Annotated in this window: 11 protein-coding genes; 10 read left to right on the forward strand and 1 reads right to left on the reverse strand. The window is 70.2% G+C overall.

The features are described from left to right. Positions 1-3: 3 nt before the first annotated feature. Genes LRP67_RS14515 through mshC form a run of 3 tightly spaced genes read left to right on the forward strand, consistent with a single transcriptional unit; the run spans position 4 to position 2,638 of the window. On the forward strand, positions 4-588 hold the full coding sequence (locus LRP67_RS14515; RefSeq protein WP_231270875.1) for a DUF3090 domain-containing protein: 585 nt from the start codon (positions 4-6) through the stop codon (positions 586-588). Continuing rightward, complete coding sequence (locus LRP67_RS14520; protein WP_308189754.1) at positions 585-1,376, forward strand: SCO1664 family protein; 792 nt, start codon at positions 585-587, stop codon at positions 1,374-1,376. The genes LRP67_RS14515 and LRP67_RS14520 overlap by 4 nt, the downstream gene beginning before the upstream one ends. A 23-nt stretch (positions 1,377-1,399) precedes the next feature. Further along, on the forward strand, positions 1,400-2,638 hold the full coding sequence (gene mshC / locus LRP67_RS14525; RefSeq protein ID WP_231270876.1) for a cysteine--1-D-myo-inosityl 2-amino-2-deoxy-alpha-D-glucopyranoside ligase: 1,239 nt from the start codon (positions 1,400-1,402) through the stop codon (positions 2,636-2,638). Between the two features lie 112 nt (positions 2,639-2,750). Here the strand turns inward: mshC and LRP67_RS14530 are convergent, their stop codons facing one another. Next, positions 2,751-3,611: a PAC2 family protein gene (locus LRP67_RS14530; RefSeq protein WP_231270877.1), complete on the reverse strand. Its 861-nt coding sequence runs from the start codon at positions 3,609-3,611 to the stop codon at positions 2,751-2,753. A gap of 213 nt (positions 3,612-3,824) precedes the next feature. Here LRP67_RS14530 and metH point away from each other — a divergent pair, with 213 nt between their 5' ends. From metH to LRP67_RS14565, 7 genes are all read left to right on the forward strand, one after another. Further along, positions 3,825-7,562, forward strand: coding sequence for a methionine synthase (gene metH, locus LRP67_RS14535; RefSeq protein WP_308189755.1), 3,738 nt, complete (start codon positions 3,825-3,827; stop codon positions 7,560-7,562). A gap of 105 nt (positions 7,563-7,667) precedes the next feature. After that, a complete protein-coding gene (locus tag LRP67_RS14540; RefSeq protein ID WP_231270878.1) occupies positions 7,668-9,761 on the forward strand; it encodes an MDR family MFS transporter in 2,094 nt (697 codons plus the stop codon). Positions 9,762-9,893: 132 nt separating this feature from the next. Then, positions 9,894-10,604, forward strand: a complete 711-nt coding sequence (locus LRP67_RS14545; RefSeq protein ID WP_231270879.1) for an HAD family phosphatase — start codon at positions 9,894-9,896, stop codon at positions 10,602-10,604. 226 nt (positions 10,605-10,830) lie between these two features. Continuing rightward, complete coding sequence (locus LRP67_RS14550; RefSeq protein WP_231270880.1) at positions 10,831-12,495, forward strand: ABC transporter substrate-binding protein; 1,665 nt, start codon at positions 10,831-10,833, stop codon at positions 12,493-12,495. A 42-nt stretch (positions 12,496-12,537) separates the two neighbouring features. Beyond that, the gene (locus LRP67_RS14555) at positions 12,538-13,542 is read left to right on the forward strand and encodes an ABC transporter permease (protein WP_231270881.1); all 1,005 of its coding nucleotides are present in this window, start codon (positions 12,538-12,540) and stop codon (positions 13,540-13,542) included. Beyond that, a complete protein-coding gene (locus tag LRP67_RS14560; protein WP_231270882.1) occupies positions 13,539-14,498 on the forward strand; it encodes an ABC transporter permease in 960 nt (319 codons plus the stop codon). Before LRP67_RS14555 ends, LRP67_RS14560 begins: the two co-directional genes overlap by 4 nt. Positions 14,499-14,502: 4 nt before the next feature. Next, positions 14,503-15,543, forward strand: a complete 1,041-nt coding sequence (locus tag LRP67_RS14565; protein WP_231270883.1) for an ABC transporter ATP-binding protein — start codon at positions 14,503-14,505, stop codon at positions 15,541-15,543. Positions 15,544-15,566 lie beyond the last annotated feature (23 nt).

A 15,566-nucleotide genomic window follows, 5' to 3' on the forward strand; every position in this document is an offset into this window, starting at 1 on the left:
GGCATGGCACCGATCATGCACGGATTCGACCCGCCCGAGCGCTTCGTCGCGGGCACGGTCGGGCCCCCCGGATCGCGCACCTTCTTCCTCCAGGCGCGCAGCGGCGTCCGACTCACCAGCATCGCGCTGGAGAAGCAGCAGGTCGCCGCCCTCGCCGAGCGCGTCGACGAGCTGCTCGACGAGGTGATGGCCAGTAACACGGCCGCGGGCGTCATTCCGGCCGTGGCTCCGTTGGGCCTCGAGGACACCCACCCCCTCGAGCAGCCGATCGAGGAGGAGTTCCGCGCCGGCACCATGACCCTGTCCTGGGACCCCTCCGACCAGAAGATCGTGATCGAGGTGTTCCCCTTCTCCGAGGCCGCCGTCGTGACCCCGGACCAGGCGGAGGAGGACGTGGACTTCGAGGAGCCCGAGCCGGAGGAGGTCTTCGTCGTGCGGATCGACGCCGGTCACGCCCGGGCGTTCGTCAAGCGGGCCGCTCAGGTGCTCGACGCCGGGCGCCCGAGCTGCCCCTTCTGCGGCAACCCGATGGACCCCGACGGCCACCTGTGCGTGCGCGCCAACGGCTTCCGCAGGCGGGACCCGTGACCCAGCCCGTGCCCGACCCGGCTCCCAGGCCGGCGTTCGAGCCCGGCGGTGAGCTCACTCTGCAGGGCCGGATCATGCCGGCCTCCAACGCCACCTTCCTCGGTCAGATCGGCGAGACCACCGTCGTCTACAAGCCCATCGCGGGGGAGCGGCCCCTGTGGGACTTCCCCGACGGCCACCTGGCCGGCCGCGAGGTGGCGGCGTACCTGGTCTCCGAGGCCACCGGCTGGGACGTCGTGCCGCACACCTGGCTGCGCGAGGGGCCGCACGGTCTCGGCATGTGCCAGCTCTGGCAGGAGCCGGACGAGGAGCAGGAGGCGGTCACCCTGGTCCCGGAAGGTCAGGTGCCGGACGGCTGGCTCCACGTCTTCGACGGGCTCGACGGGCGTGAGCAGGGGGTCTCGCTGATCCACGAGGACACCGCGGCGCTACGGCGCATGGCGGTGTTCGACGTCGTGATCAACAACGCCGACCGCAAGGGCGGCCACGTGCTGGCGATGAGCGACGGGCACCGCTACGGCGTGGACCACGGCATCGCCTTCCATCACGAGCACAAGCTCCGCACCGTCCTGTGGGGATGGCAGGGCGAGACGTTGACCGACGAGGAGGACCGGGTCGTGCGCCGGCTGCGCGCCGAGCTCCGCAGCGGTCTTGGTGAGGCGCTGGCGCAGCACCTGACCGACCAGGAGATCGAGGCCTTCGACCGCCGGTGCCGGCGCCTGGTCAACACCGGGCACCTCCCGCTGTCGAGCAGCGACTGGCCGGCCATCCCGTGGCCGCCCTTCTGACCAGCCCTACTAGGCTGGCCGCCATGCGAGCCTGGAGCGCCCCCGAGGTCCCGACCCTGCCCGAGGTGGGTCCGCCCGTGGCACTGCACGACACCGCCACGGGGGCCCGGGTCACGACCACCCCGGAGGGGCAGGCCCGTCTCTATGTCTGCGGCATCACGCCGTACGACGCCACCCACCTGGGCCACGCGGCGACGTACGTGGCGTTCGACCTGCTCAACCGCGCCTGGCGCAACGCCGGCCACGAGGTCAGCTTCGTCGAGAACGTCACAGACGTCGACGACCCGCTCCTGGAGCGGGCTACGAAGGTCGGCGTCGACTGGGTCGAGCTCGCCGAGCGCGAGACCGAGCTGTTCCGCCAGGACATGACCGCCCTGCGCGTCCTCCCGCCCGACCACCTGGTGGGGGCGGTGGAGTCGATCCCCCTGGCGGTGGAGCTCATCGAGCGCCTCGAGGCCGCCGGGGCGACGTACCGCGTCGACACCGACGTCTACTTCTCCGTGACCGCCGACCCGGCCTTCGGCCTGGAGTCGGGCTACGACCGCGAGACCATGCTTCGCATCTTCGGCGAGCGGGGTGGTGACCCCGAGCGAGCGGGCAAGCGCGACCCCCTCGACTGCGTCGTCTGGCGCGGGGAGCGGCCCGGTGAGCCCAAGTGGGAGAGCCCCTTCGGGCCGGGGCGTCCTGGCTGGCACATCGAGTGCGCCGCGATCGCCATGCACCACCTCGGCGGTGCGTTCGACGTCCAGGGCGGCGGTTCCGACCTGGTCTTCCCGCACCACGAGATGTGCGCCGGCCACGCTCAGGTCGCCGTGCCCGGCACGCCCTTCGCGCAGGTCTACGCCCACGCCGGGATGGTCGCCTACGACGGCGAGAAGATGTCCAAGTCGCTCGGCAACCTGGTCTTCGTGTCCGCGCTGCGCAACAGCGACGTCGACCCGATGGGCATCCGCCTCGCGCTGCTGCGCCACCACTACCGCTCCGACTGGGAGTGGACCGACGCGGAGCTCTGGGACTCCGTCGACACGGTCACGTCCTGGCGCAAGGCGATCTCGCTCGGCGCCGGGGCCCCCGCCGGTCCGGTCGTGACCGAGGTCCTGGCGGCGCTCGCCGACGACCTCGACGCGCCCCGTGCCGCCGCCGCGGTCGACGCTTGGGCCGCCGCCACCCTCGGCACCGACGGCCTGGCCGACACCAGCGACCCGGGCGCCGCCATGACCATGCTGGCGCTGCTCGACGCCGCGCTCGGTCTGTCGCTCTGAGGGGCCGCGCCGGCGGTCGCCGATGCCGCGGTTTGGTCACAAACCGCAGATCCGGGCGCCGAGAACCTGCGGTTTGTGACCAAACCGCAGGTGCGACACGCGGCCGGCGCGATCAGGCAGGACCGGCGTCGTCACCACCGCGGCGCTTGAGGTAGCGCTCGAACTCGCGGGCGATGGCCTCGCCGGACGCCTCGGGCAGGTCGGCGGTGTCGCGGGTCTCCTCGAGGCTGCGGACGTAGTCGGCGACGTCCTCGTCCTCCTCGGCGAGCTCGTCTACGCCGCGCTCCCAGGCGCGGGCGTCCTCCGGCAGGTCCCCGAGCGGGATGCTGATCTCGAGCAGGTCCTCGAGCTGGCCGAGCAGGGCCAGCGTGGCCTTCGGGCACGGCGGCTGGGCGACGTAGTGGGGGACGGCCGCCCAGTACGACACCGCGGGGACGTCGAGCTTGGCGCAGGCGTCCTGGAAGACGCCGACGATCCCGGTCGGGCCCTCGTAGGTCGACTGCTCCAACTTGAGCCGGTCGACCAGCTCGGGCTCGGTGGCGGTCCCGGAGACGGGGATCGGTCGGGTGTGGGGCGAGTCCGCGAGGAGGGCGCCGAGGGTGACGACGAGCTCGCCGCCGAGCTCGTCGACCGCGGCCAGGAGCTCGGCGCAGAACTGACGCCAGCGCATGCTGGGCTCGATGCCACGGATGAGGATCACGTCGCGGTCGAGGTCGGGCGGGGAGGCAACGGCGATCTGGGTGCTGGGCCAGGTCAGGCGCCGGTAGCCGTGCTCGTCGGTGCCGACCTGCGGGCGGTTGACCTGGAAGTCGTAGAAGTCCTCCGGGTCGACGGCCCCCACCACCCGCGCGTGCCACACGGACATCAGGTGGTCCACCACCCCGGACGCGGCGTCCGCCGCGTCGTTCCAACCCTCGAAGGCGGCGATCACAATGGGGTCCACCAGCTCGGGGGCGTCCTCGATCTCGATCACTCCGAAAGCCTAGTCGCCGGGCGCGAGGCGCTCCGGCCGACCAGCACTCCCGAGCGAGATGCCCGCTGAGCGACCTGCGCTGGGACCGACGAGGATTTCACCGCGCTCCACGCCCGGTGTCACCATTCGGAAACCCAATCCAGCCGGTGGACACGCTTCCTACCCTGGAGAAGCGGTGCCGCCTGGGCGCCGCACGAGCCCGAGAGGAGTCCCGTGTCCCGACCTCAGGACCTGCGACCCGATGCCACTGACCTCCTCACCGCGACGCTGCGGGAGCGGATCATGGTCATCGACGGCGCGATGGGGACGGCGATCCAGCGGGACCGCCCGGACGAGGCCGGCTACCGGGGCGAGCGGTTCGCGGACTGGCCCAGCGACCTCCAGGGCAACAACGACCTCCTCACGCTGACCCAGCCGGACATCATCGCCGGCATCCACCGCGAGTACCTCGAGGCCGGCGCGGACCTGGTCGAGACCAACACGTTCAACTCCAACGCCATCTCCCTGGGCGACTACGGCATGCAGGAGCTCGCCTACGAGCTCAACTACGAGTCCGCCCGGCTGGCCCGCCGCGAGGCCGACGCCATGACCGCGCGGACGCCGGATCGACCCAGGTACGTCGCCGGCGCGTACGGTCCGACCACCCGCACGGCCTCCATCTCGCCCGACGTCAACGACCCCGGCGCCCGCAACGTCAGCTACGACCAGCTGGTCGAGGCCTACCTGGAGGCCGGCCGTGGACTGCTCGACGGCGGCTCGGACCTGCTCTTCATCGAGACCATCTTCGACACCCTCAACGCCAAGGCCGCGATCTTCGCGGTCGAGACGCTGTTCGAGGAGTACGGCCGCCGTTGGCCCGTCATCGTCTCCGGCACGATCACCGACGCCTCGGGGCGCACCCTCTCCGGCCAGGTGACCGAGGCGTTCTGGGACTCGATCCGGCACGCCCGCCCGCTGGCGGTCGGTCTCAACTGCGCGCTCGGGGCCAAGGAGATGCGGCCCTACATCGCCGAGATGTCCCGCCTGGCCGACAGCTTCGTGTCGTGCTACCCCAACGCCGGCCTGCCCAACGCGTTCGGCGAGTACGACGAGGCGCCGGAGGAGACCGCCGCGATCGTCGAGGAGTTCGCCGAGAGCGGCTTCGTCAACCTGGTCGGCGGCTGCTGCGGCACCACCCCGGCGCACATCGCGGCCATCGCGCAGGCCGTCGAGGGCAAGCCGCGGCGCGAGCCGGTCCAGGTCAGTCCGGCCATGCGCCTGTCCGGCCTGGAGCCGTTCACGATCGACGAGGACAGCCTCTTCGTCAACGTCGGCGAGCGCACCAACATCACCGGCTCGGCACGGTTCCGCAACCTCATCAAGGACGGCGACTACGACGCTGCCCTTGCCGTGGCCCTGCAGCAGGTCGAGAACGGCGCCCAGGTCATCGACGTCAACATGGACGAGGGGATGATCGACGGGGTCGCGGCGATGGACCGCTTCCTGAAGCTGATCGCCTCGGAGCCCGACATCAGCCGGGTCCCGATCATGGTCGACTCCTCCAAGTGGGAGGTGATCGAGGCCGGGCTCAAGTGTGTGCAGGGCAAGCCGATCGTCAACTCGATCTCCATGAAGGAGGGCGAGGACCGGTTCCGCGAGCACGCCCGCCTGTGCAAGAAGTACGGCGCGGCCGCGGTCGTCATGGCCTTCGACGAGGACGGCCAGGCCGACAACCTGGAGCGGCGCAAGCAGATCTGCGAGCGCGCCTACCGGATCCTGGTCGACGAGGTCGACTTCCCGCCCGAGGACATCATCTTCGACCCGAACGTCTTCGCCGTCGCCACGGGCATCGAGGAGCATGCGTCCTACGGCCTGGACTTCATCGAGGCCACCCGCTGGATCAAGCAGAACCTGCCGGGTGCCAAGGTCTCCGGCGGCATCTCCAACGTCTCCTTCTCCTTCCGCGGCAACAACCCGGTGCGCGAGGCGATCCACGCCGTCTTCCTGTACCACGCGATCGAGGCCGGTCTCGACATGGGCATCGTCAACGCCGGTGCCCTGGTCGTCTACGACCAGGTGGAGCCGGAGCTGCGTGAGCGCATCGAGGACGTCGTGCTCAACCGCCGACCGGACGCCGCGGAGCGGCTGCTCGAGATCGCGGAGGCGCACAACAAGGCGGGGGAGAAGGAGGAGACCGCGGCCCAGGAGTGGCGCTCTCTGCCCGTCGGCGAACGGATCACCCATGCGCTCGTGAAGGGCATCGACGCCTACGCCGAGTCCGACACCGAGGAGCTCCGCCAGCTCATCGCGGACCGCGGCGGCCGGCCGATCGAGGTCATCGAGGGCCCGCTGATGGACGGCATGAACGTCGTCGGCGACCTGTTCGGGGCGGGCAAGATGTTCCTGCCCCAGGTCGTGAAGTCGGCGCGGGTGATGAAGAAGGCCGTGGCCTACCTGATCCCGTTCATCGAGCAGGAGAAGCTCGACAACCCCGAGTACGCCACCGCCAAGGAGACCAACGGCACCATCGTCATGGCCACGGTCAAGGGCGACGTGCACGACATCGGCAAGAACATCGTCGGCGTCGTCCTGCAGTGCAACAACTACGAGGTCATCGACCTCGGCGTGATGGTCCCCCCGCAGAAGATCCTCGACGCGGCCAAGGAGCACGACGCCGACATCATCGGGCTGTCGGGCCTGATCACCCCCTCGCTCGACGAGATGGTGACGCTCGCGACCGAGATGCAGCGCCAGGGGCTCACCATCCCGCTGCTCATCGGCGGCGCCACGACCTCGCGCGCCCACACGGCCGTGAAGGTCGACCCCAAGTACGACGGTCCCGTCGTCTGGGTCAAGGACGCGTCCCGCTCAGTGCCCACCGCCGCCGCGCTCCTGCACGACGACCGCCGCACGGCCCTGATGGCCGACGTCAAGGAGGACTACGACGCGCTGCGCGCCCGCCACGCGGGCAAGAGCGAGCGCAAGCTGCTCTCCTACGCGGACGCCAAGGCGAACGCGACGCCCATCGACTGGGAGGGCTACGTCCCTCCGTCCCCGAAGCAGAGCGGCGTCCACGTCCTCGACGACTACGACATCGCCGAGCTCCGCGAGTACATCGACTGGCAGCCGTTCTTCAACGCCTGGGAGATGAAGGGCAAGTTCCCCGACATCCTCAACAACCCCACCTCGGGGGAGGCGGCGCGCAAGCTCTACGACGACGCCAACGAGATGCTGGACCGGATCATCGCGGAGAGGTGGATCACCGCCCGCGGCGTCTACGGCTTCCTGCCGGCCAACGCCGACGGCGACGACGTCATCACCTACACCGACGACTCGCGCGAGCAGCGCCGGACGGTGCTGCACCACCTGCGCCAGCAGGGTGACCACCGCGAGGGAGTGCCCAACCGCTCGCTCGCCGACTACGTCGCCCCCGTCGACACCGGTCTGCCCGACCACATCGGCGGCTTCGCGGTCACGGCGGGGATCGGGCTGCCGGAGCGGGTCAAGGCGTTCCGCGACGATCTCGACGACTACAACGCCATCCTGGTGGAGGCCCTGGCGGACCGCCTCGCGGAAGCGTTCGCCGAGCGCCTGCACCAGCGCGTGCGCACCGAGTTCTGGGGACACGTCGCCGACGAGCAGCTCTCCAACCAGGACCTGATTGCCGAGAAGTACGACGGCATCCGGCCCGCGCCCGGCTACCCCGCGTGCCCTGACCACACCGAGAAGCCCCTGCTGTGGGAGCTCCTCGACGTCGAGGCCAGCACCGGCATCACGCTGACGGAGTCCATGGCGATGTGGCCGGGCGCCTCGGTCTCCGGCTGGTACTTCAGCCACCCGCAGTCCCAGTACTTCGTGGTGGGCCGGCTCGGCCGCGACCAGGTCGCGGACTACGCCGCGCGCAAGGGCTGGACCCTGGCGGAGGCCGAGCGTTGGCTCTCTCCGAACCTCGGCTACGACCCCGAGGACTGAGCCAGCTCTCTACGGTGCGCGATGTCGCCGGACAGGGGCGAAGGACCCTTCTCACGGTGTCGGCGCAGGTGAAGACTTCGAGCGTCGCCATCTCGAGGAGGCTCGATGTCTGTCGCCACGGCTCCCACCGACCCGGAGACTGCGTCGCGGCCGGTCGCCCTCACCGGGCGTGCCCGGACCATGGCGTTCGCGACCATCGGCATGGGGATGCTGCTGGCCGCCCTGGACGGGACGATCGTCTCCACGGCCCTGCCGACGATCGTCGGTGACCTCGGCGGGGGGAACCACGTCTCCTGGGTGGTGACGTCCTACCTGCTGGCGCAGACCGCGGTGACGGCGGTTGTCGGCAAGTTCGGCGACCAGTTCGGGCGCAAGCTCCTGTTCCAGCTCAGCGTCACCGTGTTCATCCTCGGCTCCGCGCTCTGTGGGCTCTCGGAGGGCATGGTCTGGCTCATCGCGTCTCGCGCGGTCCAGGGCATCGGGGCCGGAGGGCTCACCGTCACCGCCACCGCCCTGATCGCCGACATCATCCCCCTTCGTGAGCGCGGCAAGTTCCAGGGAGCCCTCGGCGCGGTCTTCGGGGTCGCCACGGTCATCGGCCCGCTTCTGGGCGGGGTGCTCACCGACAGCGCCAGCTGGCGCTGGTGCTTCTACGTCAATGTGCCGCTCGCCGCGGTCGTCATCGTCGCGGCCCGCTTCACCATTCCCCACATCCCCGGCGGAGCCCGGCATCGCATCGACTACGCGGGCATGGCCACCGTCGCGCTCGGCGCCTCGATGCTCGTGCTGGCGACCAGCCTCGGCGGCACCACCTACGGCTGGGGGTCATGGCAGATCGTGGGCCTGCTCGTCGGCGGCGTCGCGGTGCTCGCAGTGTTCGTGCTCATCGAGAGACGCGCGACGGAGCCCATTTTGCCCATGCGGCTGTTCCGGTCGCGGGTGTTCGCCGACTGTTGCGCCCTGAGCTTCGTCGTCGGCTTCACGATGCTCGGCGCGATGACGTTCCTGCCGACGTTCTTCCAGTACGTCGAGGGCGTCTCGGCCACCGACTCCGGGATGCGGATGCTGCCCTTGGTGCTCGGTCTGCTCCTCACGGCGATCATCAGTGGCAACATCGTGAGCAAGACCGGGCGCTACAAGGTCTTCCCGGTGGTGGGCAGCCTGGTCATGGCGCTCGGGCTGGCCCTGCTCTCGCGCATGGATGCGTCGACCCCGCTGGCGCTGTCGTCGCTCTACCTGTTCGTCCTCGGGTTGGGCATCGGGTTGAGCATGCAGGTGCTCACGATCATCGTGCAGGGCTCGGTGTCCTACGCCCAGCTCGGGGTCGCGACGTCGGGCGTCACCTTCTTCCGCACCATGGGCAGTGCCTTCGGCGCCGCCATCTTCGGGACTCTCTACGCCAACTTCCTCAGTGACCGGCTTCCCGCAGCCATCGCCAAGAGCCCCGGCGTCACCTCCGCCGACCTGGCCACCCCGAGCGCGCTCCACAGGCTCAAGGACAGCGTCATCGCCCCGATCGTCGACGCGTACGCCGACGCGCTCAGCCAGGTGTTCCTGTGGGCCGCCCCCGTGGCGATGGTCGCGTTCGTCCTCGCACTGCTGCTTCCGCAGGTGCATCTGGTCGACAGCCTGGCGCACGGGGCGAGCGACCTCGGGGCGGGCTTCGGCGCGCCGGAGGCACCGCCAAGCCAAGAGGTCCTGTCCCGTCGGATCGGGAACCTGCTCTACGGTCGCGAGGGCGATCGGGTGCTCGAGGTGCTCGAGGCCGGCACGCCGGACCTCGACGCGGCGGGCATCTGGGCCCTGGTCCAGGTCTACGGGCTGACCGCCTCGGGCCACACCGCCGACGTCGCCCGGATAAGTGCGTCGCGGAGCCTCCCGCCCGCGGTCCTGGAGCCGGTCTTCCGTCGGGTGGCCGATCGGGGGCTCATCGAGGGCGACATGGACGACCTCGTGCTGAGTGCCCACGGCCTCCGGGCCGTCGCCCGGCTGCGAGACGACCTGGCGGAGTGGATCCTGGCGCATCTCGAGGGCATGGACGACCAGACGCCGGAGGGGGTCCGGCTCACCGTCGCGTCGGTGGCCCGGAGGATCGTGGTGGAGCGTGCCGAGACCCCGCCGGGTCCGCCGAGCGCGGCGGCTGCCGCTGACCACCGAGCCGGCGGACGAGCCGGATCGCCGCGGAGAGGCCACCAGTAGCGCCTCGCGGCCAGGGCCGCTTGCCGCTTCGAGGTCAGCGCGCGCGCCGATGTGCGACCACGCGCCGCAGGGCGGATACTGGAGACCGACGTCGACCAGCAGTCACCGAATGGGGAGAGCATTCTGAGCACCGTGGAACAGCCCGTCGCAGCGGATGCGGCCCCCGAGGTCACCGGCTGGCTTCCCCAGGCCGTGCTGTGGGACATGGACGGGACGCTGGTCGACACCGAGCCGTACTGGATCGACGCGGAGTACGCGCTCGCCGCAGAGTTCGGGGCGACCTGGAGCCACGAGCACGCGATGCGGCTCGTGGGCAACGACCTGCTGTCGTCGGGGCGCTACATGCGCGAGGAGCTCGGCCTGCCGCTCACCGCGGAGGAGATCGTGGAGCGGTTGCTCGACGGGGTCGTGGACCGGGTCCGCGGTGAGGTGCCGTGGCGTCCCGGTGCGCGCGAGCTCCTCGCCGAGCTGCGTGCCGAGGCCGTGCCCTGCGCCCTCGTCACGATGTCCTACACGCGATTCGTCGAGCCCATCCTCGACCAGCTGCCGGCCGACACGTTCGATGTCGTGGTCACGGGCGACCAGGTCGGACACGGCAAGCCCCACCCCGAGCCCTACCTGACGGCGGCCGCGGCGCTCGGCGTCGAGGCCGAGGACTGTCTGGCCGTCGAGGACTCCGCCACCGGGGCCACGTCCGCCGAGGCGGCCGGCTGCACGGTGCTGGTCGTCCCCCACCACGTGGCGGTGCCGCCTGGGCCAGCCCGGGTATTCCTGTCGTCGCTGGTCGACCTGGTCGGCCGTCCGTCGCACGAGTGGCGTCTGGCGGGCTCAGCACACCGGTAGCCTCCCGCCACCTACGACCCACGAGAGCCCATCGACTCGAGGTCGTGGTGGCGTAAGGCTGCCCGCGAGAGGGTGTCTCGCGTTCAGATCGTTGCCAGATCGCGACCATCGGCCGCGGGATGTCCGGTAGCCACGGGCCCGGCGGCCGAGTATGTTCCCTGCGTTCGCTCTACGAGCACGGCAGCATCCGGGGCTCTGCGAGAACGTGTCGACCATGAGGTGAATCGTGCGGACCAAGAGGAATCGTCTACGAGCCGGCGCTCTCGCCGGCCTGGTTGCGGGGTCACTCGTCCTCGCCGGATGCGCGGAGAGCGACCGCGACAACGGGGACGGGGGTGGCGGCGACAGCGAGGCCGGGGGCACGTTCGTGTTCGCCGGGTCGGCCGAGCCGGTGGCGCTCGACCCGTTCTTCGTCTCCGACGGCGAGAGCTTCCGCGTGGCGCGGCAGATCTTCGAGGGTCTGGTCGGCACCGTGCCCGGCACGGCCGACCCCGCCCCGCTGCTCGCCAAGAGCTGGGAGGTGTCCGACGACGGTCTCTCCTACACCTTCGATCTCGAGACCGGCGTGAAGTTCCACGACGGCACCGACTTCAACGCCGAGGCGGTGTGCGCCAACTTCGACCGTTGGTACAACATGCCCGAGACAGCGCAGACCGAGGACCTCACCTACTACTACGGGGCACTGTTCCGCGGCTTCGCCACCGGTGAGAACTCCAAGGCCGCGGTCTACGACTCGTGCACCGCCGACGGCGACGCGACGGCGACGATCGTCCTGAAGAAGCCCTTCGCCGGCTTCATCGCGGCCCTGTCGCTCCCTGCCTTCTCGATGCAGAGCCCCTCGGCCCTCGAGGAGTTCCAAGACGACGCCGCCGAGAACCCGCGCAACACCGAGTACTCCACCGCGCACCCGACCGGCACCGGCCCGTTCGTCTTCGAGGCCTGGAACCGCGAGGAGAACGTCACCCTCGCGCGCAACGACGACTACTGGGGCGAGAAGGCCAAGATCGACAAGGCGGTCGTGGTCGCGATCGACGACCCGAAGGCCCGCGCGGACGCGCTGACCAACGAGGAGATCGACGGCTTCGACCTCGTCGGCCCCGCCGACCTTGGCCCCCTCGAGGATGCGGGCATGCAGATCGAGAACCGGCCCGCCTTCAACGTGCTCTACCTGGGCATGAACCAGAAGCAGAAGCCGCTGGACGACCTGCGGGTGCGCCAGGCGATCGCCCACGCGATCAACCTCGAGGAGGTCATCAGCACCTCGATGCCCGAGGGCACCGAGGCGGCCACGCAGTTCATCCCCGAGGTCGTCAACGGCTACGCCAGCGACGTGACCACCTACGACTACGACCCGGCCAAGGCCAAGTCCCTCCTGGAGGACGCCGGCGCCGCCGGCGCCACCATCGAGTTCAACTACCCGACCGGAGTCTCGCGCCCGTACATGCCCGACCCGGAGGGCACCTTCAACATCATCCGGACCCAGCTCCAGGCCGTCGGCCTGAAGATCACGCCCACCGCGGACCAGTGGGACCCGGACTACCTGGAGAAGATCCAGGGCACCGACAAGCACGGCATCCACCTGCTCGGCTGGACCGGTGACTACAACGACACCGACAACTTCCTCGGCGTCTTCTTCGGTCAGGAGTCCAACGAGTGGGGCTTCAAGAACGCCGAGATCTTCCAGGGCCTCGACGAGGCCCGCGGGATCCCGACGGTCGAGGAGCAGACCCCGCTCTACGAGGAGATCAACCGCCAGGTCATGGAGTACCTGCCCGGCGTGCCGATCGCGCACCCGGTGCCGTCGCTCGGGTTCGCGCCCGGTGTCGAGGGCTACGAGCCGAGTCCGGTGCAGGACGAGGTCTGGAACCTGATCACCGTCTCGAACGAGTGATCGGGTCCCACCGGGCGTCAGCGTCCGGGCGGCGGTAGGGAGATGCTTCGTCTCACCCTCCGCCGCCTGGCGCAGATGGTGCCGGTCCTGGCAGGGCTCTCGATCCTCCTCTTCGTGTGGGTGAGGGCCCTGCCGGGCGACCCGGCCCGGGCGCTGCTCGGCGAGCGCGCCAACGAGGACAGCCTGCGTCGCGTCACCGAGGCCTACGGCTTCGACGAGCCGGTGCTGCAGCAGTACCTGACGTACCTCAAGAGCCTCCTGCAGGGCGACTTCCTGAACTCCATCCAGACCGGCCAGCCGGTGCTGGACAGCTTCCTGAGCCGCTTCCCCGCGACGATCGAGCTGGCCCTCGCGGCCTTGCTCTTCGCCGTGGTCCTGGGCATCCCGCTCGGCTACCTCGCCGCGCGCCACCAGGGCCGCCTGCTCGACACCTTCGTCGTCTCCGGCTCCCTGCTCGGGGTCACGACCCCGGTCTTCTTCCTGGCGATCCTGCTCAAGCTGGTCTTCGCGGACTGGCTGGGTTGGTTCCCGACCGCGCTGCGACAGGACCCGCGCATGGACTCCACCGACGTGACCGGCTTCGCGGTGCTCGACGGACTCCTGACCCAGGAGTGGGACGCCTCGTGGGACGCCGTGATCCACCTGGTGCTGCCGGCCGTCGCGCTGGGCACCATCCCGCTGGCGATCATCGTGCGCATCACCCGCGCCTCCGTCGCCGACGTCATGCAGGAGGACTACGTGCGCACCGCCGAGAGCAAGGGCCTGGCCCGCAGCGTCATCTCGCGCCGTCACGTCCTGCCCAACGCGATGCTGCCGGTGGCGACCACGATCGGCCTCCAGACCGGGCTGCTGTTCTCCGGTGCCGTGCTCACCGAGACCGTCTTCAGCTTCAACGGCATCGGCTCCTACCTGTTCCAGGCGATCACCAACCGTGACTACCCGGTCCTGCAGGGCTACATCATCTTCATCGCGATCATCTACTCGCTGATCAACCTCGCCGTCGATCTTCTCTACGGCGTCATCGACCCGAGGCTGAGGGTCGCATGAGCATCCCGCTGATGCCGGCCGCGCCGGGTCCGGCGGGCATGGACCCGGCTACGGGCGGCGCCCCGGAGGAGCACGGGGTGAGCCTGTGGCGCGGGGCGATGCGTCGACTGCGCCGCAACCCCTCGGCCATCCTCGGCGCCCTGATCGTGCTGGCGTTCGTGGTCATCGCGATCATCGCGCCGCTGCTGACGTCCTACGAGCCGGCGTCGCCGGAGTGGGCCGGCCAGATCACCCCCAGCAAGGTGCCTGGCCCCAGCGAGGATCACTTCCTGGGCCTGGACTCCTTCGGCTCGGACATGTGGACCCAGATGCTCTACGGGGCCCGGCAGTCGCTCATCTACGGCATCGTCTCCACCGCCATCGGCCTCGCCGTGGGCGCCACGCTCGGGCTCCTGGCCGGCGGTTTCGGCAGCGTCGGCGGCCGGTTCGGCCGCTGGGTGGACACGGCCATCATGCGGCTGGTCGACATCATGCTCTCGATCCCGAGCCTGCTCCTGGCCGTCAGCATCGCGGCGATCCTCGGCAAGAACGCCTACGCGATCATGATCGCCATCGGCGTCGTGCAGGTGCCGATCTTCGCGCGGCTGCTGCGCGGGTCGATGTTGTCGCAGGGCCGCTCTGACTACGTGCTGGCCGCCTCGTCCCTGGGCCTGCGCAAGCGGCGCATCGTGATGAGCCACATCCTGCCCAACTCGCTGGGACCCACGATCGTCCAGGCCACCCTCAACCTCGCCACGGCCATCATCGAGGTCGCTGCCCTGTCCTTCCTCGGGCTGGGCGAGGCCGATCCGGCGGTGGCGGAGTGGGGACGCATGCTCGTCGCGGCCCAGGACCGCTTCCAGGCCGACCCGCGACTCGCCATCTACCCGGGCGTCGCCATCGCCATCACCGCACTCGGCTTCACGCTCTTCGGTGAAGCGCTGCGCGAGGCCCTCGACCCCCGATCTCGAAGGTGACGGCATGACCATGTCCCTGCACGACGCCGTCAGCGTCCACCCGGGCCGCCAGCCACTGCTCACCGTGCGCGACCTCCGGGTGGAGTTCGGGCTGCGGGGACAACGCCGTACCAGCGCGGTGGACGGGGTGTCCTTCGACATCCGGCCCGGCGAGCACGTCGGCCTGGTGGGGGAGTCGGGCAGCGGCAAGTCGGTGACCTCGCTCGCGATCATGGGACTGCTCCCGCGGCGCGGAGTCCGCACGTCGGGGGAGATCCGCTACGGCGACGTCGACCTGATGTCCCTGTCCCGCAACGAGATGAGCCAGCTGCGCGGGCGCGACATCGCGATGGTCTTCCAGGACCCGATGACCTCGCTCAACCCGGTGGTCACGGTCGGCGTCCAGATCGCCGAGGTGATCAGCCGCCACAACGACGTCACCCGCAAGGAGGCCCGGGACCGCGCCGGCGACCTCCTGCGCAAGGTCGGGATCCCCGACCCCGTGCGCCGGCTCAAGGAGTACCCCCACCAGCTCTCGGGGGGCATGCGCCAGCGGGTGCTGATCGCGATCGCGCTCGCGTGCCAACCCCGGCTCCTGATCGCCGACGAGCCGACCACGGCCCTCGACGTCACGATCCAGGCCCAGGTGCTGGAGGTGCTGAAGGAGCTCGTGGCCGACACCGGCGCGGCGCTGCTGATGATCACCCACGACCTCGGCGTCGTCGCCGGCCTGTGCGACCGGGTCAACGTGATGTACGCCGGCCGCATCGTCGAGTCGACCACCCGCGACGTGCTCTTCGAGGAGCCGCGTCATCCCTACACCGGGGGCCTGCTCGGCAGCATCCCGCGACTGGACTCGCCGCGCGGGGAGCCGCTGACCGCCATCCCAGGCTCGCCGACCAACGTCCTGCCGTGGCCGCAGGGCTGTGCGTTCGCTCCGCGCTGCCAGAACGTCCTCGAGGTGTGCACCACGCAGACCCCCGAGCTGACCGACGAGGGCGTGCGCCACGTGCGCTGCCACAACCCCCTGGACACATCCCGCCCGGCGAGAGGTGAGACGCGATGAGCGAGAGCCCCAGCGCGGTGGCG

This window comes from Nocardioides sp. cx-169 (genome assembly GCF_021083605.1).
Classification (GTDB): Bacteria; Actinomycetota; Actinomycetes; order Propionibacteriales; family Nocardioidaceae; genus Nocardioides.